This is a genomic window from Isoptericola variabilis (genome assembly GCF_050311655.1).
Lineage (GTDB): Bacteria > Actinomycetota > Actinomycetes > Actinomycetales > Cellulomonadaceae > Isoptericola > Isoptericola variabilis.
This window is the reverse complement of record NZ_JBNOZM010000004.1, coordinates 365,786-388,068: the sequence shown is the minus strand read 5'-3', so window position 1 is coordinate 388,068 and position 22,283 is coordinate 365,786. Positions and strand designations below refer to the sequence as shown.

The 22,283-nt window shown below is 75.0% G+C and carries 20 protein-coding genes; 5 read left to right on the top strand and 15 right to left on the bottom strand.

The features are described 5' to 3' along the window. Positions 1-13 precede the first annotated feature (13 nt). Both dnaG and ACQP60_RS11605 read right to left on the bottom strand, forming a co-directional pair. A complete protein-coding gene (gene dnaG, locus ACQP60_RS11610) occupies positions 14-1,969 on the bottom strand; it encodes a DNA primase (RefSeq protein WP_429732426.1) in 1,956 nt (651 codons plus the stop codon). A 21-nt stretch (positions 1,970-1,990) separates the two neighbouring features. Next, positions 1,991-2,914 carry a helix-turn-helix domain-containing protein gene (locus tag ACQP60_RS11605; protein WP_429732423.1) on the bottom strand — a complete coding sequence of 308 codons (924 nt, stop codon included), beginning with the start codon at positions 2,912-2,914 and terminating at the stop codon, positions 1,991-1,993. Between the two features lie 92 nt (positions 2,915-3,006). Here ACQP60_RS11605 and ACQP60_RS11600 point away from each other — a divergent pair, with 92 nt between their 5' ends. Further along, positions 3,007-3,465: a VOC family protein gene (locus ACQP60_RS11600; RefSeq protein WP_429732421.1), complete on the top strand. Its 459-nt coding sequence runs from the start codon at positions 3,007-3,009 to the stop codon at positions 3,463-3,465. A gap of 10 nt (positions 3,466-3,475) precedes the next feature. Here the strand turns inward: ACQP60_RS11600 and ACQP60_RS11595 are convergent, their stop codons facing one another. Next, entirely contained in the window at positions 3,476-4,768 is a 1,293-nt protein-coding gene (locus tag ACQP60_RS11595; RefSeq protein ID WP_429732723.1) for a deoxyguanosinetriphosphate triphosphohydrolase, read from the bottom strand. A 48-nt stretch (positions 4,769-4,816) separates the two neighbouring features. After that, the gene (locus tag ACQP60_RS11590; RefSeq protein WP_429732418.1) at positions 4,817-5,293 is read right to left on the bottom strand and encodes a MarR family winged helix-turn-helix transcriptional regulator; all 477 of its coding nucleotides are present in this window, start codon (positions 5,291-5,293) and stop codon (positions 4,817-4,819) included. A gap of 110 nt (positions 5,294-5,403) precedes the next feature. On the opposite strand from ACQP60_RS11590, the gene ACQP60_RS11585 reads away from it, so the two are divergent. Both ACQP60_RS11585 and ACQP60_RS11580 read left to right on the top strand, forming a co-directional pair. Further along, positions 5,404-5,757, top strand: coding sequence for an antibiotic biosynthesis monooxygenase family protein (locus ACQP60_RS11585; RefSeq protein ID WP_429732415.1), 354 nt, complete (start codon positions 5,404-5,406; stop codon positions 5,755-5,757). Next, positions 5,754-6,926 carry a serine hydrolase domain-containing protein gene (locus tag ACQP60_RS11580; protein WP_429732412.1) on the top strand — a complete coding sequence of 391 codons (1,173 nt, stop codon included), beginning with the start codon at positions 5,754-5,756 and terminating at the stop codon, positions 6,924-6,926. Before ACQP60_RS11585 ends, ACQP60_RS11580 begins: the two co-directional genes overlap by 4 nt. Here the strand turns inward: ACQP60_RS11580 and ACQP60_RS11575 are convergent. From ACQP60_RS11575 to ACQP60_RS11550, 6 genes are all read right to left on the bottom strand, one after another. Beyond that, positions 6,899-7,654, bottom strand: coding sequence for a metallophosphoesterase family protein (locus ACQP60_RS11575; protein WP_429732409.1), 756 nt, complete (start codon positions 7,652-7,654; stop codon positions 6,899-6,901). The two genes, ACQP60_RS11580 and ACQP60_RS11575, sit on opposite strands and share 28 nt — an antisense overlap. A 53-nt stretch (positions 7,655-7,707) precedes the next feature. Continuing rightward, entirely contained in the window at positions 7,708-9,615 is a 1,908-nt protein-coding gene (locus ACQP60_RS11570; protein ID WP_429732406.1) for a glycoside hydrolase family 13 protein, read from the bottom strand. A gap of 54 nt (positions 9,616-9,669) precedes the next feature. Then, the gene (locus ACQP60_RS11565) at positions 9,670-10,302 is read right to left on the bottom strand and encodes a hypothetical protein (RefSeq protein ID WP_429732405.1); all 633 of its coding nucleotides are present in this window, start codon (positions 10,300-10,302) and stop codon (positions 9,670-9,672) included. Positions 10,303-10,395: 93 nt separating this feature from the next. Then, complete coding sequence (locus ACQP60_RS11560; RefSeq protein WP_429732402.1) at positions 10,396-11,280, bottom strand: sugar ABC transporter permease; 885 nt, start codon at positions 11,278-11,280, stop codon at positions 10,396-10,398. Beyond that, positions 11,280-12,857 carry an ABC transporter permease subunit gene (locus ACQP60_RS11555; RefSeq protein WP_429732399.1) on the bottom strand — a complete coding sequence of 526 codons (1,578 nt, stop codon included), beginning with the start codon at positions 12,855-12,857 and terminating at the stop codon, positions 11,280-11,282. Before ACQP60_RS11555 ends, ACQP60_RS11560 begins: the two co-directional genes overlap by 1 nt. After that, a complete protein-coding gene (locus ACQP60_RS11550) occupies positions 12,857-14,092 on the bottom strand; it encodes a sugar ABC transporter substrate-binding protein (protein ID WP_429732397.1) in 1,236 nt (411 codons plus the stop codon). The genes ACQP60_RS11555 and ACQP60_RS11550 overlap by 1 nt, the downstream gene beginning before the upstream one ends. A gap of 223 nt (positions 14,093-14,315) precedes the next feature. Here ACQP60_RS11550 and ACQP60_RS11545 point away from each other — a divergent pair, with 223 nt between their 5' ends. After that, complete coding sequence (locus ACQP60_RS11545; RefSeq protein WP_429732394.1) at positions 14,316-15,338, top strand: LacI family DNA-binding transcriptional regulator; 1,023 nt, start codon at positions 14,316-14,318, stop codon at positions 15,336-15,338. A gap of 119 nt (positions 15,339-15,457) precedes the next feature. Continuing rightward, positions 15,458-17,287: a glycoside hydrolase family 13 protein gene (locus ACQP60_RS11540; RefSeq protein ID WP_429732391.1), complete on the top strand. Its 1,830-nt coding sequence runs from the start codon at positions 15,458-15,460 to the stop codon at positions 17,285-17,287. A 20-nt stretch (positions 17,288-17,307) separates the two neighbouring features. Here the strand turns inward: ACQP60_RS11540 and dusB are convergent, their stop codons facing one another. From dusB to ACQP60_RS11515, 5 genes are all read right to left on the bottom strand, one after another. Beyond that, entirely contained in the window at positions 17,308-18,549 is a 1,242-nt protein-coding gene (gene dusB, locus ACQP60_RS11535) for a tRNA dihydrouridine synthase DusB (RefSeq protein WP_429732388.1), read from the bottom strand. 61 nt (positions 18,550-18,610) lie between these two features. After that, positions 18,611-19,216, bottom strand: coding sequence for a response regulator transcription factor (locus tag ACQP60_RS11530; RefSeq protein ID WP_429732385.1), 606 nt, complete (start codon positions 19,214-19,216; stop codon positions 18,611-18,613). Next, positions 19,213-20,442 carry a sensor histidine kinase gene (locus tag ACQP60_RS11525; protein ID WP_429732382.1) on the bottom strand — a complete coding sequence of 410 codons (1,230 nt, stop codon included), beginning with the start codon at positions 20,440-20,442 and terminating at the stop codon, positions 19,213-19,215. The genes ACQP60_RS11530 and ACQP60_RS11525 overlap by 4 nt, the downstream gene beginning before the upstream one ends. 56 nt (positions 20,443-20,498) lie before the next feature. Further along, on the bottom strand, positions 20,499-21,308 hold the full coding sequence (locus ACQP60_RS11520; RefSeq protein WP_429732380.1) for an ABC transporter permease: 810 nt from the start codon (positions 21,306-21,308) through the stop codon (positions 20,499-20,501). Next, entirely contained in the window at positions 21,305-22,279 is a 975-nt protein-coding gene (locus ACQP60_RS11515; RefSeq protein ID WP_429732378.1) for an ABC transporter ATP-binding protein, read from the bottom strand. Before ACQP60_RS11515 ends, ACQP60_RS11520 begins: the two co-directional genes overlap by 4 nt. Positions 22,280-22,283: the final 4 nt, after the last annotated feature.

The window sequence follows — 22,283 nt, the reverse complement described above, 5'->3', positions numbered from 1 at the left end:
ACCTGCGGCGGGCTCAGGACTCGCCGCGCTCCCGCAGGGCGCGCCGCTGCTGCTCGATGGCGAGCAGGTCCGTGAAGGCCTGCTGGTAGGCCTCGGGGTCCTTCTCCTGGTCGAGACGCTGCAGGCGGCTCTTCGCGTCCGCGATGCGGCGCGTGAGGCCGAGATCCACGAGGGCGCGCACGACGTCGGCCACGTACGCCCCGATGACGGACTCGCGGTCCTCGGGCACCGGCGCGACGGCGAGCTCGGTAACGAGCGGGGCGACCGTCTCGGGCGCCTGCTCGGTGACGCTCTCCACCCACCGGCCGCCGCCCACCTCGCGGCCCGCCGCGACCCCTCCCGCGGCGCGCACGGCGTCGTGCACCGCGCGCCAGGCCGGGACCCCGAACGCGTCCTCGCCGAGCTCGTCGAACGACGCCGGCACGTGCTGCGGGTACTGCAGGACGACGATCAGCGCCTGCCGCTCCAACCGGGCCACCGGGTCGCGCGGGTCGGGCGCGGCGAGCACCGGCGTGACCGGGGCGGCCTCGGCCTCGGGGCGCGCGTCGCGACGCTGGTCCTGCCGCTGGTCCTGGCGCGAGCCGCGCGACGGCGTCGACGCGGCCCGCGCCACCTCGCGGCGGACGTCCTCGGTGTCGATGCCGATCCAGCGCGCGAGCGACCGGGAGTACCCGAGCTGCATCGACCGGTCGCGGATCCCCGCGACCAGCGGCGCGGCCGCGCGCAGGGCCCCGACCCGCCCCTCGACGGTGTCGAGGTCGAACGTGTCGAGGGTGGTGCGGATGACGAACTCGAACAGCGGCTGACGCCCGTCGACCAGGGCCCGCACCGCCTCGGGGCCGCGGGCCATGCGCAGCTCGCACGGGTCCATGCCGCCGGGCTCGACGGCGACGAAGGTCTGGGCGTGGAAGCGCTGGTCCTCGCCGAACGCGCGCACGGCAGCCTTCTGCCCGGCGGCGTCGCCGTCGAACGTGAAGATCACCTCGCCGCCCAGCGAGGCCCCCGACGCGAGCTGCAGGCCGCCGCCCGCCGTGGTGTCGCCGAGCAGGCGGCGCACCACCTTCGCGTGGTCGCCGCCGAACGCGGTGCCGCAGGTCGCGACCGCGGAGTCCACCCCGGACAGGTGCGCCGCCATGACGTCCGTGTAGCCCTCGACGATCACGACGCGCTTGCCCTGCGCGATGGCCTTCTTGGCCAGGTCGATCCCGTACAGCACCTGGGACTTCTTGTAGAGCGACGTCTCCGGGGTGTTGAGGTACTTGGGGCCCTGGTCCTCGTCGTACAGGCGGCGCGCACCGAACCCGATCACCGCACCGGTCACGTCGCGGATCGGCCAGACGAGTCGTCCGCGGAACCGGTCGTAGATGCCGCGCTGCCCCTGGCTGACGAGCCCCGAGGCGACGAGCTCCGCCTGCGTGAAACCCCGCCCCTGCAGGTGGCGCAGCAGCGCGTCCCAGCCGGTCGGGGCGTACCCGACGCCGAAGCGCTCGGCGTCGGCGCGGTCGAAGCTGCGCTCCGCGAGGAACGCGCGCCCGGCCTGCGCGCCCGGGCCGAAGAGCTGCTCGGAGTAGAACTCGGCGGCCACCCGGTGCGCCTCGATCAGGCGCTGCCGCCTGCCGGGCTCCTCGCGCGGCCCCCGGTCGGCGGCGGCGCCGGTGCGGGAGTCCTCGTAGCGCAGCTGCACGCCGGCCCGGTCGGCCAGGTACTCGACGGCGTCGGTGAACCCCATCCCGTCGATCTTCTGGACGAACGAGATGACGTCGCCGCCCTCGCCGCAGCCGAAGCAGTGCCAGCGCCCGACGCCCGGCCGCACGTGGAACGACGGCGTGCGCTCGTCGTGGAAGGGGCACAGGCCCTTGAGGGAGCCGACGCCGGCGGGCTTGAGGGTGACGTGGGCGGAGACGATCTCCTCGATCCGTGCGCGCTCGCGTACCGCCTCCACGTCCTCGCGCTTGATCAGTCCCGCCACGGCGCTCAGTCTATGCAGGGTCTATGCGCGCCCCGACGTGACCAGGTCGGCGGCCGCCCGTGACGCGGCGCACCGCCGCGCGTAGACGGCGGGCGTGGTGCCGAGGGCGCGCGCGAAGTCGACGCCGAGGTGCGCCTGGTCGTAGTAGCCGACGGCGGCGGCGAGGTCGGCGAGCGGCATCCCGGGGTCCGCCGCGAGCAGGTCGGCGGCGAGGTGGACCCGGTGCCGCTGGAGGACCCACTTGGGGCTGACGCCGACCCACTGGGCGAAGAGCCGCTGCAGCGAGCGGGGCGTCGTGCCCACCAGGTCGGCGAGGTCCGTGACGCCGGCGTCCGGGCCCAGCTCCCCCGTGACCACCGCGCCGAGCACGCGGGCGACCCGGTCGAGGGCGACGGCGGCGCGCGGCGTGCGGCGCCGCGCGGCCGCGGCCCGCAGCACCGGGGTGACGGCCGCGACCGCCGCCGCGTCGTCGCCGGCCCGTGCGGCGCCCACCGCACGGCGTCCGGCGTCCTCGACGTCCCGCGGTGTCGGTCCGGGCGTGCCCGTGAGCGCGGCGGCGGCCGGCACCACCAGGCCGGGGCGCAGTGCGTCCCGACCCGGGAGGAGCACCCGGAGCCCGCCGGGGCGCAGCTTGGTGCCCAGCACCGCGCCCGTCCCCCGCAGGGTCCGCGAGAACAGGCCGCCGGGGATCCCGTGGACGGCGAACCCGTCCGCCTCGGCGACCACGTTGGCGTTCGGGTGCGGGATCACGACCTGGGTGAACTCCGCCCCGGGCGGCAGGTCCCACCGGACGATCCAGTGCCGCTCCACGAGGTCCGCCAGGTCGGGGGCCGGGTCCAGGCGCACGAGCGCGAACCCGCCGCGTGCCGCGGCCGGGTCGACCAGCCCGCGGGTGGTCGCCGTCGGGCTCCGCGGGCCGCCGTCGGCCGGACGTCGTTCGAACACCTGTCGCATTCCTCCAAGACTGCCCCCACCCACCGACACCAGCATGGGGAGCGAACACCGGGACCGCCCGGACGCACGCTGGAGGGAGAGCCATGGACCTGTCACCGCTGCACCCGAACCTCACGGTCGCCGACCCGCGCGCCGCCATCGACTTCTACGTCGCCGGCCTCGGCGCCGAGGTGATCGACACGATCACCGCGGGGGACGCGATCATCCACTCCGACCTGCGGATCTCGACCCGCGCGGGGAGCTCGACGTTCACCGTGGCGGCCGCCTTCCCCGCCGAGGGAGCGGTGGCGCCCGAGCCCGACGGCGCCACCACCGGCTCGTTCACGCTCTACGTCGACGACGCCGACGCCTCGCACGCCCGCGCGGTCGCCGCGGGGGCGACGAGCACGCAGGAGCCCGGCGACTGGTTCCCGGGGTTCCGCCAGGCGGCCGTGCGCTGCCCTGCCGGGCACCGGTGGTTCTTCGCCCAGGTGGCCGACGACGTCACCGCCGCCGACGTGCAGCGCGCCAGCGACGCCTGGATGGCCCAGCAGCAGGCCTGAGGGCCGCCCGTCAGGCGTTCCGCACCAGGCGGTCGTGCCACTGCAGGGCCGAGACGTCGGTGAGCGACGCGACCTGGTCGACGACGACGCGCAGCCGCGCGTCGTCGTCGGCCGCGTTCCGCCAGTCGGCGGCGAACGGCGCCTCCAGGACGTCGGGGGCGCGGTCCGCCAGGACGTCGACGAGCTCGCCGACGATCTCGCGCTGGGCGCCGTAGACCGGCTCGGACTCGCGCGGCGCCATGACGTAGGCCACGGCGACGCCCTTGAGGGCGAGGATCTCGTCCGCCGTCTCCTGCGGCACGACGAGCCGGGCCACGTAGCGGGTGAGCGGGCCGTCGCCGAACACCTCCCGCGTCGCGTCCTGCGCCGCCCCGCTGAACCGGCCGATGAGCTGGCTGGTCGCGTCCTTGAGCCGGGCGAGGGCCCGGCGCGAGCCGTCGAAGTCCGTCACCAGGTAGCCGGTGTCCCGCAGCCGGCACAACGCCGCGTCGATCGCGTCGGGCTCGTGCCAGCTGCCGTACCAGGCGCGCACGTGCGCGGCGACGCGCGCCCGCTCGTCCGCGTCGTCGAGCACCCGCAGGTCGAGCCGGCCGCCCACGACCGCGTCCTCGACGTCGTGCACCGAGTAGCTGATGTCGTCGGCGAGGTCCATGACCTGCGCCTCCATGCACCGCGCACGGCCGCGCGGCGCGCCGCGGCGCAGCCACTCGAAGACGGGCCGGTCGTCGGGGTAGACGCCGAACTTGGGCGTCGGCGCGCCGTCGGGTCGGGCCGGACCGGCGCCGAACGCCCACGGGTACTTCACGCTGGCGTCCAGGCTGGCGCGGGTGAGGTTGAGCCCGCGGGGCGACCCGTCGCCGGCGAAGATCTTGGGCTCCAGCCGCGTGAGCAGCCGCAGCGTCTGGGCGTTGCCCTCGAAGCCGCCGATGCCCGCCGCGACCTCCGCGAGCGCCCGCTCGCCGTTGTGCCCGAACGGCGGGTGGCCGAGGTCGTGCGTGAGGCAGGCGGTGTCCACGAGGTCGGGGTCGCAGCCGAGCGCGCGCCCCATCTCCCGCCCCACCTGGGCCACCTCGAGCGAGTGCGTGAGCCGCGTGCGGACGAAGTCGTCGCTGCCCGGCCCCAGCACCTGCGTCTTCGCGCCGAGGCGGCGCAGCCCGGAGGAGTGCACGACGCGGGCCCGGTCGCGCTCGAACGCCGTGCGGTGCTTCGACTTGGGCGGCTCCGGATACCAGCGCTCGGTGTCCGCGTCGGTGTACGACCCGAGCCACTCCTCGCCCGTGTCCGGGCGCGCCGCCGGGCCCAGCACGTCGGCGTCGAAAGCGCCCTGCTCGAACGTCTGCACGGGGGCAGCCTAGCGAGGCCCGCCGACGGTCCCGGCGGCCTCGACGACCGCGCGCAGCCCGGCGTCGAACCGCGCGTACGCCTCGGACCCGACGGCGGCGCCGAGCTCGCCCTCGAGGTCGGCGACGATCGCGTCGGAGCGGGCCATCTGGCGGCGCCCGCGGGCGGTCGGCACGACGAGCTTGGCGCGGCGGTCGTCGGGGTCCGGGCGCCGCTCGACGTAGCCCAGCGCCTCCAGCTCGTCGACCAGCTTGCCGACCACCTGCTTGTGCTGGCCGGAGCGGCGCGCGAGGTCGGTCGCCCGGCTGCCGTCGGCGTCCAGCCAGGCCAGCACGGCGCCGTGCTGCGGCCGCAGGTCGTCGAAGCCCTCGGCGGCCAGCCGGCCGAACAGCGCGCCCTGGACGGCGAACAGCAGCCGGCCCGCGAGCACGCCGAGGTCCGGGTGCTCCGCCTTCGCCGCGGCGCGCGACGCGCGGGGGTCGTCCATGCGGGATCTCCTCCTCCGGTGGCAATGCGGGAATATAGTCACCTATGTTGACGATATGAATCGGTGACCACCTCGCGACCACATCGTACGTCCCACGAACGGAGACCCTCATGACCCTCCCCACCGGCCGCCCGGACGGCGCCGCCACGGTGACCGTCGAGCTCACCCGGTTCCGCGTCCCGGCGGCGCGCGCCGGCGAGCTGCTCGCCGCCCGGGCCGGGATGGTGGCAGCGTTCGCCACGCACCGCCCGGGCTTCCTCGGCGCCGAGCTCGTCCGGCTCGACGACGAGACCTGGGTCGACGTCGTGCGCTGGGCCCGCCCCGAGGACCTCGCCGAGTCGCGACGCCGCGGCGCGGACTCCCCCGCGGTCGCCGCGTTCTTCGCCCCCATCGCCGAGCTGCTGGCCGCCGAGTCCGGCCCGGCGACCGACCCCGGCGCCGACGCGCCGGAGGCCGTCCGATGACCGCCGTCGCCGCGGGCGCCGTCGTGCACGGCACCGTCGCCCCCGGCTTCGAGCCGGTGCGCGACGCGTTCGCCCGTACGCTCGCCGCCCACCCGGAGCCCGCCGGCGCGCAGCTCGCCGTCCGGCACCACGGCCGCACCGTCGTCGACCTCTGGGCCCCCGACACCTCCGCCGACACGGTGACCGGGCTGTTCTCCGTCGCCAAGGGGATCGCGCACCTGGTCGGGGCGCTCGCGGTGCAGGACGGCGCGGTCGACCTCGCGCGCCCGGTCGCCCACTACTGGCCCGAGTTCGCCGCGGCCGGCAAGGCCGACGTCACCGTCGGCACGCTCTGGTCCCACGGCGCGGGCCTCGTCGCCGTGCCCGGCGGCTTCACCGTCGACGAGCTCGCCGACGACGCCGCGCTCGCCGACCGGCTCGCCGGGCAGCGCCCCTGGTGGCGGCCCGGCAGCGGGTACGGCTACCACGCGCTGGTCATCGGGGCCCTCGTCGCGGAGGTCGTGCGCCGCGCGACGGGCGCGACGCTGGCGCAGCTGTACGCCGAGCGCGTGCGCGCCCCGTTCGGCCTCGACCTGCACCTCGGCCTGCCGGAGACGGCGCGGGACCGTTTCGTGCCCGTCGTCCGCGCCACCGGCGCGCCCGCGGGCTCCACCACCGCCGTGCCGCTCGAGCGCGCGAGCCTCATGGACCTCGCGTTCAACCAGCACGCCGCGGTGCCCACCGACGTCGTCGCCCTCGCCTCGGACCCGCGGGTGCACGCGGGCGGCCCGTCGTCCTCGGGCGGGTTCGGCTCGGCGCGCGGGATCGCCGCCCTCTACGCGGCGGCGATCAGCGGCTCCGCGAGCCGGGCGCCGCTCCTCGCGCCCGCCACCGTGCACCGCCTGGCGGCGCCGCGGCAGACCGGGCGCGACCTCGTGACCGGCGAGCCCGACCACTTCGGCGCCGGGTTCGAGCGCATCGCCTCGCGGTTCGGCCACGCCCCGGCCGGGGCGTTCGGGCACTCGGGCGCGGCGGGCGCGCTGGGCTTCGCCGACCCGGGCTCGGGGGTGGCGTACGGCTACGCACGATCGCGGTTCGGCGCGGGCGGGGGCGCGGCGCCCGAGAACGGGCCCCTCGTCGGCGCCGTCCTCGACGCCGCGCGTCAGGCGGAGGCGACCGCGCCCCGGTAGACGGCCGTCCGCAGCTCCTGCGCCCACTCCGCGTACAGGGGCATGCCTGCCTCCCGCGCGACGGCGAGCTCGGCCTCGACGTCGTAGGGCACCCGCACGTGCTGGATGCCGAACGGCCCCGGCTCCGGGGAGTCCGCGACGCCCTCGAGGATCGCGTACACCGGGGTCGGGTCGTCCAGCGGGTTGCCCACGCTGCCGGTGTTGAACAGGGCACGCCCGCGGTACGTCTCGAGGTAGGCGTCGTGCACGTCGCCGTACCCCACGACGGTGGGCTCCGGACCCGGCCCGGTGAGCTCCGTCGCGGCGAACATGCCCGCGAACTCCTCCGGCGTGTGGTGGAAGTGCACCCGCGTGTGCACGCTCGTGGCCGACGCGTGGAACAGTCGCACCCGGCGTCCGGACAGCAGCAGGTCGTGGCTCAGCGGCTTGGTGCCGAGCCACTCGAGCTGGTCGGGGCGCAGCTCGTCGCGCCACCACACCAGCCCGTCGTCGTCACCGTCGCCGATCGTGCGCAGGAAGTCGTCCCAGTTGCCGCGGACGTTCACCTCGCAGGCCTCGCGCACCCGGTCGACGACGGCGCTGCCGCGCGGCCCCTTCCCTGCGTCGTCGCCGAGGTTGATCACGCGGGTGATGCCCCGCGCCGCGATGTCCGCGAGCACGGCCTCCAGCGCACCGAGGTTGCCGTGGACGTCGGAGATGATCGCGATGCGTTCCAGGTCTCGGGTCACGCCCCGATGCTGCCACGCCGCCCCCGGTGCCGAACAGGCGGCCGATCGGCGGGTCACACCAGGCGGACGACGGCGACGCCCGGCCCGTCGCCGGCGACGTCGAGGCCGTCGGTGGTGACGCGGACGCCGAGGCCGCCGTACAGCACCTCCGGGTCGGCGCCGGGCGCGAGCAGGTGCCGCGGCAGCCGCACCCCCGGCCACGACGCCCGGGCCAGCACCACGAGCACCCGCTCGTCCGGCGTCTCGCGCAGGTAGGCCACGGCGTCGTCGTGCACCGCGACCCAGCGCATCCCGCCGTCGCGCAGCGCGGCCGACGACGAGCGCAGCGCGGACAGGCGCCGGTAGACGTCCAGCGTGGCGGTGTCCCACCGCGGGCCGCCGCGCGCGGCCTGGTCCCACGCCATCGTGGTGCGGGCGTGCTCGCCGTTCGTGCCGGTGGCGCCGACCTCGTCCCCCGCGAACACGACCGGCGCGCCGGGGTACGTGAACAGGAGCGTCGCCGCGACCTCGACCAGCTCGCGGGAGCCGACGATCGAGCGCAGCCGCGGGGTGTCGTGCGAGCTCAGCATGTTCCACTGCGTGGCCGTCACGCCCCAGGGCACCAGGGCCGCGACCTCGCGCATCGTCTCCACCATCGCGGCCGCCGGGCGGCGCGGCACCGGCACGGGCAGGTCGAGGAACGGCACGTCCGACCCCTCCGGCACCAGCCACGACCAGGCGGGGCGGGTGAAGCCCGCGTAGTTCATGGTCGCGTGCCAGCCGTCGCCGGCCAGGTCCGCGGCGGCGTCGTGGAAGTGCTCCGCGACCAGCGCGCCGTCGGGCCGCTCGGCAAGGATGCGCGCGCGCAGCGCCCGCGCGACGGCATGCGTGCGGTCCGCGCTGCCCCGCCGCCCCGTCATGTTCGCCACGTCGACGCGCCACCCGTCGAGGGCGAACGGCTCGCGCAGGTACCGCGCGATCACGGCGTCGTCCCCGGTGACCATGCGACGCCACGTCTCGTCCGACGCCCAGTCGAGCTTCGGCAGCGAGCCGTGCCCGAGCCAGCCGACGTACGCGTCCCCGCCGTCCGGCCGCACGACGTCCGGCCCGCCGTCGTCCCACAGGTACAGGTCGCGCTCGGGCGAGGCCGGGTCCGCCAGCGCCCGGGCGAACCACTCGTGCCCGTCGCCGGTGTGGTTGGTCGTCACGTCGCCCATGAGCCGCATCCCCCGCGCGTGCACGGCGCGGGCCAGCCGCGCGTACGCCGCGTCGCCGCCGAGCAGCGGGTCGACGTGGTCGAAGGTCGCGGCGTCGTAGCGGTGGTTCGACCGGCCCGGGAAGACGGGCGTGAGGTACAGGGTGCGCACGCCCAGCGCCTGCAGGTGGTCGAGGTGCTCGACCACGCCGTCGAGGTCGCCGCCGAAGAGCTGCGTGCCGGCCAGCGGTCCGGAGCCGGCGGGCTCGTCGTCCCACCCGGCGCGCACGGCCCACGCGGGCGTCGGGCGCCCGTCGGCCGCGGCCGAGCGCGCGAACCGGTCGGGGAACACCTGGTAGGCGAGCCCGTCGCGCAGCCACGCAGGCGCGGGGGCGTGGGTGGAGAGGCGGAAGCTCGCCGCGTCGGGCACCTCGCGGTCGTGCACGCCGCGCCCGTCGAGCCAGCGGTAGCCGCCCGGCACGTCGAGGAAGAAGCGGTAGGACGTCACCGGGTGGTGCACGACGACGTCGGCCGCGTACCAGTCCTCGTGCGCGTCGCCGCCGTCCCGACGGGCCGGCAGCAGGCGGGGCTCGCCGTCGCGCACGGTCCGGAGGCGGACGTCGCGCACGGCCGACCCCTTCGGCACGCGCACGCGCACCGTCACCTCGTCGCCGAGCGCCGGCGTCGTGGCCGGGGCGTACAGCGCGGAGCCGTCGTGGTGCGGCGCGTCCAGAAGCGTGCAGACGGGGGTGCGGGTGGTGGTGGTCGGGGTGGCGTGGGTGGTCATGTCGTCCTCTCGTCGGTCCGGAGGGCTGGCCGCCGGACCGACGCGGGACGACGGTCAGCGGCGGCGCCGCCCGATCGCCCACCCGGCGGCGAGCGCGATGGCGATCCCGACGACCTGCCCGCCGAGGATCACCCTGTTGAGGTCCAGCACCGGCTGGTAGCGCGTGCCCTCGGCCGAGACCACGTACACGCCCAGCGGCTTGACGCGCAGCCCGTAGCCGCCGCCACCGCCGCCGCCCTCGCCGTGCCCCTCGCCGTGGGCCTCGCCCTGCAGCTCGCCCTTGGCGTCGCCCTGCGCCTCGCCGGAGGCGTCGCCGTGCGCGGACCCGCCGCCGCGCGGGCTCTCGCCCGTCGCGGCGTCCGCGCCCTCGGCGGCGTCGGCGTCCGAGGTGCCCGAGCCGATGCTGAACGACCGGCGCCAGCCCGGCGCGCTGCCGTCCCCCTTGCCCTGGCCGGTGCCGCGGCCGGAGCCGCTGCCCGACCCGGTGCCGGCGCCGTTGGCGGAGCCGTTGCCCGCGCCGCCCCCGGAGCCGGTGCCGATCCCGCCCCACACCTTGGCGACGGGGATGATCAGCTGCCCCTGGTGCTCGTAGGGCTCGCCGTACGCGCGGCGCACGGAGAACGAGTCGTCGGCGGCGTCGGTGAGCCGTGCGAGGTCCGGGGCGTAGGAGCGCGTGTCGTCGGTCATGACGATCAGGCTAGGACCCTGGTGTGGCGACCGCCACAAGGATCCCGGGCGGATTTCCCGGGTCCGTGCGGCGGCCGCCGTGCGGTGCGCGGCTCAGCCCTTGACGGAGCCCGCCGTCAGGCCGCCCACGATGTACTTCTGCAGGAAGAGGAACAGCGCGAGCACGGGGATCGCCGAGAGGACGGCCCCCGCGGCGAAGAGGCCCCAGTTGGCCTCGAGCAGCGACGACACCCAGCCGTACAGCCCCACCGCCAGCGTCCAGTTGGACTCCGACTGGAGCACCACGCGGGCGATGATGAACTCGCCGAACGTGCTGATGAAGCTCAGGAGTGCCACCACGGCGAGGATCGGCGTCACGAGCCGCAGGATGATGGTCCAGTACACCTGCGCGTGCGTGGCGCCGTCGATCTTGGCCGCCTCGTCGAGCTCCCGCGGCACGGTGTTGAAGAACCCGTACATGAGGAACGTGTTCACGCCGAGGGCGCCGCCGAGGTAGACGCAGATGAGCGCCAGCTTCGAGTTGAGGCCCAGCGCGGGGACCACCTCGCCGAGGGAGATGAGCAGCAGGAAGATCGCGACGAACGCGAGCATCTGCGGGAACATCTGGATGATCAGCAGCGACGTCAGCCCCAGCCGGCGACCGGCGAACCGGAAGCGCGAGAACGCGTACGCCGCGGCCGCGCCCATGAGCACGGTGCCGACGGCGGTCGCGACCCCGATGACCAGCGTGTTACCCATCCAGGTCCAGAACTTCGTGTTCCCCAGGTCGGCATAGTTCACGCCGCTCACCTGGGCGAACAGCTCGTTCGACCCCGTGAGGGTGCCGCTCGGCGACAGCGAGGCGGACACCACGTAGACGATCGGGAAGACGGCGTACAGGACCGCGAGCACGCCGACGACGTGCCGCCAGCCCAGCTCCCGGGCCCAGCGGCCCGGCTTCATCCGGTGCCGCAGCACCTGTTCGGTCGCCGTCGTCATCAGACCATCTCCTCGAGCTTGCGGGTCTGGCGGAACGCGACGGCGGAGATGACCCCGACCACCACGAAGATCACGATGGACAGCGCGCTGGCCAGGCCGTAGTCGCGCGGGGCCGAGCCGTCGAGCCCGGACACGTTGTAGACCATCGAGATGAGGATGTCCGTGTGCCCCAGGGGCACCGACGCGTCGTCGAACCGTGGCCCGCCGCCCGTCAGCATCTTGATCAGCGTGAAGTTGTTGAAGTTGAAGGCGAAGCTCGAGATGAGCAGCGGCGCGGTGGCCACGAGCAGCAGCGGCATCGTGATCGACCGCCACGTGCGCCACTTCCCGGCGCCGTCGATCCGCGCGGCCTCGTACACGTCGCCGGGCAGCGACTGCAGCGCCCCGGTGCAGATGAGGAACATGTAGGGGAAGCCGAGCCACAGGTTCACCCCGAGCACCGACAGCTTGGCCAGCCACGGGTCGGTGAGCCACGGGATCGCGGCGCCGCCCAGCAGCACCTGGTTGATCACGCCGAAGCTCTTGTTGAGCATGCCGGACCACAGCAGGGCCGCGAGGAACCCCGGCATCGCGTACGGCAGGATCATCAGCGTCCGGTAGATCCTGCGCCCGCGCAGCCGCGTGTCGTTGAAGACCATCGCCAGGAACATGCCCAGCGCGAACGTCGTGACCACCGACAGCACCGCGAACGCGAACGTCCACAGCAGGATCTTGACGAAGGGGCCCGCGTACCGCTCGTCGCCGAACGCCGTCGCGAAGTTCTCGAAGCCCACCGTGACCCGCCAGCCGACCGGCAGCGTCTCGCCGTCGGCGGAGGCGAACTGCCCCTCGTCGTTCGGCGTGTACACCACGCCCGTCGACGTGTCGGTCATCGTGTCGGCGGCCTCGTCGTACTCCAGCACCGGCTGGAAGACGTAGCCCGTCCGGGCGTCCTGCGTGCGCACCGAGCCGTCGGCGGCGTCGTCGGACACCGGCACCCGCAGGGTGGTGACCTCCTCCTGCCGCTGCAGCACCGTCGCGCGGTCCAGCACCGTCCAGCCCGGCACCGCCGTCACGGCGCCGCCGTCGAGCGTGGCGTCGGGCGCGGCCGCGAGCGGCTCCTCGGCGGTGCCGACCTCCGCGACGCCGTCCTCGACGACCGCGAAGCCGAGCTCGCCGTCGCCGTCCTCCACGACCGTCAGCGGCAGGGCCGGCGACCCCTCGACGCGGCGCTCGTTCTGCACCAGGAGGGCGTCGATCGCCTGCTCCTTGGTGGAGTTGTGGCCGTCGCCGTAGTTGGTGAACGCGACGTAGCCGGTGTAGCCGACGACGTACACCTGGTAGACGAGCAGGAACGCCAGCCCCGGCAGGATGTACTTCAGCGGCAGCGCACGCTTGGTGAAGTACACCCAGTTCGCGGCGACCAGCAGCGCCACCATGGCCGCGAGGATCCCCCACGACCCGGCACGCCACGCGGCGAGCACGCCGAAGACGCCGAGCGCGTCCACGAGCGCGATGAGCACGAGCTTGACGGCGAAGCCGGCTCCGGAGAAGGTCCCGGAGCCGGCCACGGCGCCCTTGTAGCGGGCACGCGACATCAGCCGAGCGCACCCTCGATGTCGGAGACCATCTTGTTCCAGGCCTTGACCGGGTCGTCGGCCTTGCCCGAGATGATGCTCGCCTCGGTGACGCCCCAGAAGGACCAGACCGAGCCCATCTCCGGGATCGACGGCATCGGCACGGCCGACGCGCCGACCTCACGGAAGCCCGCGACCAGCGGGTCCTCGGACGCGGCGTCCGCGGCCTCGACCAGCGCCGGCGGGCGGCCGCCGGCCTCGAACAGCGCGGTCTGCGCCTCGGGCGTCGACATGTAGTTGACGAGGAAGTCGTTCGCGAGCAGCGCGTTCTTGCTCTGCGCGCTCACGTAGAAGCCCTGGACGCCCACGAACGGCTGCGCGGGCTGGTCCCCCGGCGCCGGGATGGGGTCGACGGCGAGGTCGAGGTCCTTGAACTGCTCGAGCATCCACGGCCCGCCGATGACGAACGGCGACTGGCCCTTGGCGAACGCCTCGACCGCGATGTCGTACGAGATGTCGGTGCTGAGGTTGCCCTCCTCGCCCTGCTCGCCGAGCCACGTGGCGAAGGCCTCGCCGTTCTCGCCGCCGAGGGCGAGCTCCGGGCGGTACGAGCCGTCGTCGTTCTGCTCGAAGACCGGGGCGCCGAACGACGTCTGGAACGGGTAGTACGTGTACGGGTCGCCCTTGTCGCCGTCCGACTGGATGAGGAACGGGAACTTGGTGCCGGCCTTCTTCCCCGCCGCGACCATGTCGTCGTAGGTCTTCGGCGCCTCGGGGGCGAGCTCCGTGTTGCGGATGAGCGCGATGTTCTCGATCGCGTAGGGCAGGCCGTAGACCTGACCGTCCTGCGTGAACGCCTGCACCGACACCGGGATGAAGTCGCCCGCGGAGTCGCCGAGCTCGATCGGCGCGACCACGCCGTTCGCGGTGAACTCGCCGAGCCAGTCGTGGGCGCCGACGGTGATGTCCGGGCCCTCGCCGGTGGGCACCTGGGCGAGGAAGTCGGCGCGGATGTCCTCGAAGTTCTTCTGGACGATCTCGACGTCGACGCCGGACTCCGCCTCGTAGGCCTCGGCGGCCGTCGTCACGGCGGCCTCGCGGGTCTCGTCGACCCAGACCGTCAGCGAGCCCGAGGCCGAGGGCGTGGCGCTCGCGTCCGCGTCGGCGCTCGCGTCGCCGCTCGGCTCGCCGCTGCCGCACGCCGTCAGGGCCAGGGTGGTGGCCAGGGCCGAGGCGAGAAGGATGCTCCTTCGCATCGTGGTAACTCCCAGCTGTCATCGGTGGACGACCCACGCGACGCGTTCGTCGCGGGGCCCTTGATGCCCACAACGTACGGACCGTTGCAGCCGTATGCAAGATCTTGCGATAACTTTTCAGCAACGCGCGGCAACCAGGAGGCGACGCGCAGGCGACCGGCGGCCGACCCGCCGGCGTCCCACCCCAGGACGAGGAGGTCCCGTGTCCCCTACGATTCCTCGGGTGCGAACCCGACTGAGCGACCTGGCGGAGCAGGCAGGCGTGTCGACGGCCACCGTGTCGCGCGTGCTGAACGGCAAGCCCGGCGTCGCCAGCTCCACCCGGCAGGCCGTGCTCGCCGCCCTCGACGTCCTCGGGTACGAGCGCCCGTCGGTGCTCCGCGGCCGGTCCGCCGGCCTCGTCGGCCTCATCGTCCCCGAGCTGACGAACCCCGTGTTCCCCGCCTTCGCGCAGGCGATCGAGTCGATCCTCGCCCAGCGCGGCTACACGCCGCTCCTGTGCACGCAGGCGCCGGGCGGCACCACCGAGGACGAGTACGTCAGCACCCTCGTGGACCACTCGGTCGACGGGATCGTCTTCGTCTCCGGGCTGCACGCCGACACCCGCGCCGACCACACCCGCTACTCGATGCTGCGCAGCCAGGGCGTGCCGATCGTGCTGGTCAACGGCTACGCGCCGGGGATCGACGCACCGTTCGTCTCGCCCGACGACGCCGCCAGCGTGGACGTCGCGGTGCAGCACCTGGTCACCCTCGGCCACCGCCGGATCGGCCTCGCGATCGGCCCGGAGCGCTACGTCCCCTCGCGCCGCAAGCTCGCCGCGTTCCTCGCCGCGCTCGTCCGGCACGGCCTGGCCGACGACGAGACCGCCGCCCGGGAGCACGTCCGCTCCAGCCTGTACACCCTCGAGGGCGGGCAGGCCGCGGCCGCCGAGCTCCTCGACGCCGGGCACACGGCCGTCGTCTGCGCCTCCGACCTCATGGCGCTCGGTGCCGTGCGCGCCGCGCGGTCGCGCGGCCTGTCCGTGCCCGACGACGTCTCGGTGGTCGGGTACGACGACGCGCCGCTCATCGCGTTCACCGAGCCGCCGCTGACCACGGTGCGCCAGCCCGTCGAGGCCATGGCCCGGGCCACGGTGAGCGCGCTCCTCACCGAGATCCAGGGCGAGCAGGCCACCCGCACCGAGCTGCTGTTCGCGCCGGAGCTGGTCGTGCGGGGCTCCACGGGGGCCGCGCCGAAGGCCTGAGGGGTCGCATTCCGGGGGCGGTTGCTGCAACTCTTGCAGCAACGCTTACACTCGACGGTCTGACACGGATCGACCCGACCGTGCCGACCCCAGACCCCGATCAGGTGAGGAAGCCAGCGATGACCTCCACCCCGTCCGCACCCGCCGCTCCCCCGGCCCACCGCACGGGCGGCGACACGGCCGACCTGCTCCGCACCGGCGCCGTCGTGCACGCCGGGAGCGGCGCCGCGCGGCAGTGGTGGCGCGACGCCGTGATCTACCAGGTCTACCCGCGGTCGTTCGCCGACGCGAACGGCGACGGCATCGGTGACATCCCGGGCGTCACCGCCCGCCTGGACCACCTCGAGACGCTCGGCGTCGACGCCGTCTGGCTGTCCCCGTTCTACCGCTCCCCGCAGAACGACGCGGGCTACGACGTCGCCGACTACCGCGACGTCGACCCGCTGTTCGGCACCCTGGCCGACTTCGACGACCTGCTCGCCGGCGCCCACGCCCGCGGCATCCGCGTGATCGTCGACCTCGTGCCGAACCACACCTCCGACCAGCACGCCTGGTTCCAGCAGGCGCTCGCCGCCGCCCCCGGCTCCCCGGAGCGGGCGCGGTACCTGTTCCGCGACGGCCGCGGGGCCGACGGCTCGCAGGAGCCCAACAACTGGCAGTCGATCTTCGGCGGCCCCGCCTGGACGCGCGTCACCGAGCCCGACGGCACCCCGGGACAGTGGTACCTGCACCTGTTCGACTCGACGCAGCCCGACCTCGACTGGACGAACCCCGAGGTGCGCGCGGAGTTCGAGGACGTGCTGCGCTTCTGGCTCGACCGGGGCGTCGACGGGTTCCGCGTCGACGTCGCGCACGGCATGATCAAGGCCGACGGCCTGCCCGACTGGGACGGGCACGTCGAGATGGTCGCCGGCTCGGCCGACGACACGGCCGACGAGAGCACCGGTGACGTGGACCCCGGTGCCCCCGAGGACGGCTCCACCGGCGCCGGCAACCAGGGCCCGATGTTCGACCAGGACGGCGTCCACGAGATCTACCGCGCCTGGCACCGCGTGCTCGCCGAGTACGACGGCGACCGCTGTCTCGTCGCCGAGGCGTGGGTGGAGCCCCTGAGCCGCCTCGCCCGCTACGTGCGCCCGGACGAGATGCACCAGGCGTTCAACTTCTCGTTCCTCACCACCGGGTGGGACGCCGCCGCCCTGCGCACCGTCGTCGAGGCGTCGTACCGCGCCAACGACGAGGTCGGCGCGCCCACCACCTGGGTCCTGTCCAACCACGACGTCGTGCGCCACCCGTCGCGGCTCGGCTCCGCCGACCCGTCGCGGAAGGTCAACGGCGTCTTCGCCACCGACCCGCAGCCCGACGAGGAGCTCGGCCTGCGCCGCGCCCGCGCCGCCAGCCTGCTCATGCTCGGCCTGCCGGGATCCGCGTACCTCTTCCAGGGCGAGGAGCTCGGCCTGCCCGAGCACACGTCCCTGCCCAACGAGGTGCGCCAGGACCCGGGGCACTTCCGCACGGGCGGCGCCGAGGCCGGTCGCGACGGCTGCCGCGTGCCGCTGCCCTGGGCGGCCGACGCCCCCGGGTACGGCTTCGGGCCGGCCGGCGAGCCGTGGCTCCCCCAGCCCGAGTCGTTCGCACGCTACGCCGCCGACGTGCAGTACGGCGTCCCCGGCTCGACGTTCGAGACCTACCGGGCCGCCCTCGCGCTGCGCAAGGCCGAGGGGCTCGGCCAGGGGGCGCTCGCGTGGCTGGACGCCTGGGCCGACTCGCCGCACGTCGTCGCGCTGCGCAACCGGGACGTCGTCGTGCTGGCGAACCTCGGCACGGAGCCGGTGCTGCTGCCCCGTGGCGCCGAGGTGCTGCTCGCCTCCGGCCCGGTCATGACCGACCGCTCCGCCCACCCGCAGACGCGCGTGCCCGCCGACACCACGGTCTGGCTGCGCGCCTGACCCCTGAGCCGAGGTCGTTGTCAGCCGCCGCTGACGCTGAGCTCCGCCTCGCGGAGCTTGGCCTCGAACGCCGCGTCGAGGTCGCGCGACTCGAGCCAGCCGTACGGCAGGTGCGGCTGCTTCGGCGAGCCGGCGCGGCCGCGCGGCCCCTCGGCGTCCTCGCCCGGGTAGCCCTGCTCCAGGTCGAGGGCGTCGAGCCGCTCGCGCAGCTCGGCCAGCGTCGAGACCATCGCGAGCGCGTGCCGAGCGTCCCCGCCGACGACGTAGCCCTTGAGGTACCAGGCCATGTGCTTGCGCAGGTCGCGCATGCCCTTGCCCTCGTCGCCGTCGAAGTAGTCGATCATCAGCTCGCCGTGGCGGTAGATCGTGTCGGCGACCTCGCGCAGGCCGGGGCGCACGCGCGTCGTCGTGCCGTGGAAGGCGGCGGCGAGGTCGGCGAACAGCCACGGGCGGCCCTGGCAGCCGCGCCCGACGACGACGCCGTCGGCGCCGGTCTCGCGGACCATGCGCAGCGCGTCCTCGGCAGACCAGATGTCGCCGTTGCCGAGCACCGGGACCGTGCGCACGGCCTCCTTGAGGCGAGCGATCTGGGACCAGTCGGCGGTGCCGGAGTAGTGCTGGGCCGCGGTGCGCCCGTGCAGCGCGACCGCCGCCACGCCCAGGGACTCCGCGATCTGCCCCGCCTCGAGGAACGTGTGGTGCTCGTCGTCGATCCCCACCCGCATCTTGACCGTGACGGGGACGCCGTGCGGCTCGGCCGCCGTCACCGCGGCGCGCACGATGTCGGTGAACAGCTGCCGCTTCCACGGCAGCGCGGCACCGCCGCCCTTGCGCGTCACCTTGGGCACGGGGCAGCCGAAGTTGAGGTCCACGTGGTCGGCCCGGTCCTCGCCGGCGATGATCTTCACCGCTGCGCCGACCGTCGCGGGGTCGACGCCGTACACCTGCGCGGAGCGGGGCGTCTCGTCGTCGCCGAAGGTCACGATGCGCAGCGCCTCGACGTTGCGCTCCACGAGGGCGCGGCTGGTGACCATCTCCGCGACGTACAGCCCGGGGTCGTAGCCCTGCGACGCGCCGGCCTCGCGGCACAGCGTGCGGAAGGCCCGGTTGGTGACGCCGGCCATCGGGGCCAGCACCACCGGGGTGTCCACGGTGATCGGCCCGATCTGCAACGGCGGCAGGACGCGCGCCGCGTCGGCGGGGACGCCGGGTCCGGGCGCCGGCGTGCTGACGGGATCGAGGGTGGAGGTCACGTCCTCCATTGTCGCAAACCGTCGATGCGCACCCACGGTCAGATTCGTCACGCCCGCAACACCCGCCGGGTCAGAGCCAGCCGTTGTCCTGCGCGATCCGCACGGCCTCGGCCCGCGTGCGGGCGCCCGTCTTGCCGATGGCGGCCGACAGGTAGTTCCGCACCGTCCCCTCGGAGAGGAACGCGTCCGCCGCCACCTGCGCCACCGTGCCGCCGTCGGCCGCGAGCGCGAGCACGTGCCGCTCGCGCTCGGTGAGGGGGCTCGCGCCGACGGCGAGGGACGCGACGGCGAGCTCCGGGTCGACGGCGCGCAGCCCGGCGTGGACGCGGCGGACGGCGTCGGCGAGCTGCTCGGCGGGCGTGTCCTTGACGACGAACCCGCTCGCGCCGGCGTCGAGCGCGCGACGCAGGTAGCCGGGCCGCCCGAACGTCGTGACGACCAGGGAGCGGCAGGCGGGGAGCTCGCGGCGCAGCGCCGCGGCGGCCGCGATGCCGTCGAGGCCGGGCATCTCGACGTCCAGCAGGGCGACGTCGGCGGCGTGCTCGCGGGCGGCGTCCAGCACCTCGTCGCCACGCCCCACCTGGGCCACGACCTCGAGGTCGGCCTCGAGGTCGAGGAGGGCGGCGAGGGCGCCGCGCACGAGGGCCTGGTCGTCGGCGAGCAGCAGTCGGATCACGGGTCGATCCTGGCACCGGGCGCCGGGGCGCCGTCGCGCGCGGTCACGGCGAGGCGGAAGCCGCCGAGCGGGCTCGGGCCCGTCTCCAGCACCGCGCCGGCCTGCCGGGCGCGAGCTGCGAGGCCGGTCAGCCCGTGCCCGCCGCCGTCGTCCCGTGGCCCCGGGTGGCCGCGGCCGTCGTCCTCCACGGCGAGCGAGCCGGCGGCGAGCGTGACGACCGCGCGCGACGCGCCCGCGTGCCGCAGCACGTTGGTGGTGCCCTCCCGCAGCACCCACGCGAACAGCTCGCGCCGGTCGGCGGGGACGGCGTCGACGGCGCCGGGGAGGTCGGCCGCGACGCCCGCCGCGTCGAACGCGGACCGGGCGGCGGCCAGCTCGCCCGCGAGGGTGATCCGTCGTGACCCGGCGACCATGCCGCGCACGTCGGCGAGCGCCCCGCGGGCCAGGTCCTGGATGTCGGCCACCTCGTCCGCCGCGCGCGCCTCGGGCGCGGTCTCGGGCCGGTCGGGCGCGCCGGCGCGCAGCAGCTTCGCAGCGAGCTCCGCCTTGACGGAGATGACGGTGAGCGAGTGGCCGAGCACGTCGTGCATGTCGCGGGCGATGCGCTCGCGCTCGCGGGCGACGGCGAGGTCGGCGAGCTCCTGCTGCGCGGCGATCAGGCGCCGGTTGCGGTCGATGACCTGGGTGAACCCGTAGACGGCGGCGCTCGCCAGCACCACCGCCAGCGCGTTGCCGTCCTCCGTCGCCCAGCCCGGCAGCACCCGCGGCAGCACGAGCATGACGACGATGCTCGCCGCGAGGATCCACAGCGGGGCCCGCCCCCCGAGCGAGTAGATCGCCGTGACGCAGACGAAGACGAGCCCGACGAGGCCGTGCTCCTGCGCGGCGAGGCACGACAGGGCGACGCACGCCGTCTGGACCCCGATCAGGACGACGGCGGCGCGGCGCGGCACCCGGCCCCGGCGCTGGAGGGTCAGCACCGTCCCGGCGAAGACCCCGCCCACGCCGAGCACCCCGAGCACCCCGACGACGCGCAGCGCCAGGGTCTCGGCGTCGAGCGACGCCGTGAAGGGCTCGGCGAGAAAGACGACCCACACGACCGAGACGAAGAGCCCCATGCGGCGCCGCGCCCAGGGCGGGGCGCCGGGCGCGGCCGCAGCGGCGCGGTCGACCGTGGCGCTGCTCGCGGGCCCGGCGGACGGCACGGCGGGGGACGTCGGGGTCACGTCCCCCACCGTGCCACGCCCCGGCGGGCGGCGGGCAGGAGGTCCGGCACGGCTGCTCACACCCGCGCCGTGTCCTTGCGGAACCGCCAGGCGGCGCCCGCGGCGAAGATCGCGGCCCAGGCCACCACGTTCACGACGGCCGCGGGCCCGAGGTCGCCCCCGAGCGGCGCGTGCACCAGCTCGGCCAGCCCGTAGGTGGGGAAGAACTGCGCCACGGTGGCCCACCAGCCGTCGCCGAGCGGGACGAACAGGCCGCCGGCGAACGACAGCAGGGCGAGCAGCGGGCCGAGGATCTGCATGACGTTCTCCGCGGGCAGGAGATAGCCCATGAACAGGCCGAACGCCGCGAACACCAGGGAGCCCACCCAGGCCAGCAGCGCGCACAGCGCCCAGGCCCCCGCCGACATCTGGGCCCCGGTGCACGCCGCGACGACGAGCGTGAGAGCGACGGAGACCGCGCCCAGCACCATCGAGCCCGCGACCTTGACCGCGACGTACGCGGCGGGCCGCAGCGGGGTCAGGCGCAGCTGCCGGGTCCAGCCCTGGGCGCGCTCCACGGACACGCTCGCCCCGCCGCCGGTCGCGGTCACCATGGCCCCGTACAGCGCCATCGAGACGGCGATCCACCCGGTGACGTTGCCGTTCCCCGTGCTCTGGTTCGCGTAGTCGCCCTGCAGCCCGAAGATCAGGAAGAGCACCGGCGGCATGACCGTCGAGAAGATCAGGGTGCGCCGGTTGCGCAGCGCACGGCGCAGCTCGAGGGCGAGGTAGGTGCGCACCGCCGCCGAGGTGCGGATGCGTGGCCGCGCGGCAGGGGTCGTCGGGGCGACCGGCGCCGCGCCGGCGGTCGAGGTGGTGGCGCTCATCGGGTGGCTCCGTCGGTGGTCCGGGCGGCGCCGGGCGCCGCGGTGGTGGTGAGGGCGACGAACGCGTCCTCGAGGTTCTCGGAGGCGACCTCGAGGTCGCGGGCGCCGGTCTGCGTGAGCAGGTAGCGGGCGACGACGTCGGAGTCGGGGGTGCGCACGACGAGCCGCGAGCCGCGGTGGTCGATGGCGTCGACGACGGGCAGGTCGCGCAGCCGGGCGACGACGGCGGCGCGCTCGCCGTCGTCGTCGATCCGGGCGCTCACCGTGCGGCCGGACGCGAGGCTGCGCACCTCCGCGGTGGAGCCGTCGGCGACCACGCGGCCCCGGCTGACCAGCACGACGCGGTCGGCGTACGCATCGGCCTCCTCCAGGTAGTGCGTGGCGAAGACGACGGTGCGGCCGGCCGCGGCGTCGGCGCGGATGGCCGACCAGAACTCGCGGCGGCCCTCCACGTCCATGCCGGTGGTGGGCTCGTCGAGGAGCAGCAGGTCGGGCTCGCTGACCAGCGCCATCGCGAAGCGGAGCCGCTGCTGCTGCCCGCCGGAGCACTTGCCCACCATGCGGTCGGCGAGGTCGGCGATGCCGGCCCGCTCCAGGTACGGCGCCGGGGACCCGTCGCGGCCGAACAGCGCCGCGGTGAGGGCGACGGTCTCGCCCACGGTGATGTCGCGCAGCAGCCCGCCCGTCTGCATGACGGCGGCCACGCGGCCGGCGGCGATCGCGTCGGCGGGGTCGGCGCCGAAGACCTGCACCGTGCCCGCGGTGGGGGCGCTGAGGCCGAGCACCATGTCGATCGTGCTGGTCTTGCCGGCGCCGTTGGGGCCGAGGAAGGCCACCACCTCGCCGGGGGCGATCTCCAGGTCGATGCCGTCGACCGCGCGGACGGGCCCGGCCGGCGAGGGGAACTCCTTGCGCAGCCCGCGCAGGCTGAGCGCCGGCGGCGCGGGCGGTGTGGTGCTCGTCGAGGTCATGCCT

What these genes read in the sequence shown, in the direction of transcription:
- ACQP60_RS11600 (WP_429732421.1), top strand. Translation starts at nt 3,007, where the DNA reads ATGGACCTGTCACCGCTGCACCCGAACCTCACGGTCGCCGACCCGCGC.
- ACQP60_RS11590 (WP_429732418.1), bottom strand. Translation starts at nt 5,293, where the DNA reads ATGGACGACCCCCGCGCGTCGCGCGCCGCGGCGAAGGCGGAGCACCCG.
- ACQP60_RS11585 (WP_429732415.1), top strand. Translation starts at nt 5,404, where the DNA reads ATGACCCTCCCCACCGGCCGCCCGGACGGCGCCGCCACGGTGACCGTC.
- ACQP60_RS11580 (WP_429732412.1), top strand. Translation starts at nt 5,754, where the DNA reads ATGACCGCCGTCGCCGCGGGCGCCGTCGTGCACGGCACCGTCGCCCCC.
- ACQP60_RS11570 (WP_429732406.1), bottom strand. Translation starts at nt 9,615, where the DNA reads ATGACCACCCACGCCACCCCGACCACCACCACCCGCACCCCCGTCTGC.
- ACQP60_RS11565 (WP_429732405.1), bottom strand. Translation starts at nt 10,302, where the DNA reads ATGACCGACGACACGCGCTCCTACGCCCCGGACCTCGCACGGCTCACC.
- ACQP60_RS11560 (WP_429732402.1), bottom strand. Translation starts at nt 11,280, where the DNA reads ATGACGACGGCGACCGAACAGGTGCTGCGGCACCGGATGAAGCCGGGC.
- ACQP60_RS11555 (WP_429732399.1), bottom strand. Translation starts at nt 12,857, where the DNA reads ATGTCGCGTGCCCGCTACAAGGGCGCCGTGGCCGGCTCCGGGACCTTC.
- ACQP60_RS11550 (WP_429732397.1), bottom strand. Translation starts at nt 14,092, where the DNA reads ATGCGAAGGAGCATCCTTCTCGCCTCGGCCCTGGCCACCACCCTGGCC.
- ACQP60_RS11540 (WP_429732391.1), top strand. Translation starts at nt 15,458, where the DNA reads ATGACCTCCACCCCGTCCGCACCCGCCGCTCCCCCGGCCCACCGCACG.
- dusB (WP_429732388.1), bottom strand. Translation starts at nt 18,549, where the DNA reads ATGGAGGACGTGACCTCCACCCTCGATCCCGTCAGCACGCCGGCGCCC.
- ACQP60_RS11520 (WP_429732380.1), bottom strand. Translation starts at nt 21,308, where the DNA reads ATGAGCGCCACCACCTCGACCGCCGGCGCGGCGCCGGTCGCCCCGACG.
- ACQP60_RS11515 (WP_429732378.1), bottom strand. Translation starts at nt 22,279, where the DNA reads ATGACCTCGACGAGCACCACACCGCCCGCGCCGCCGGCGCTCAGCCTG.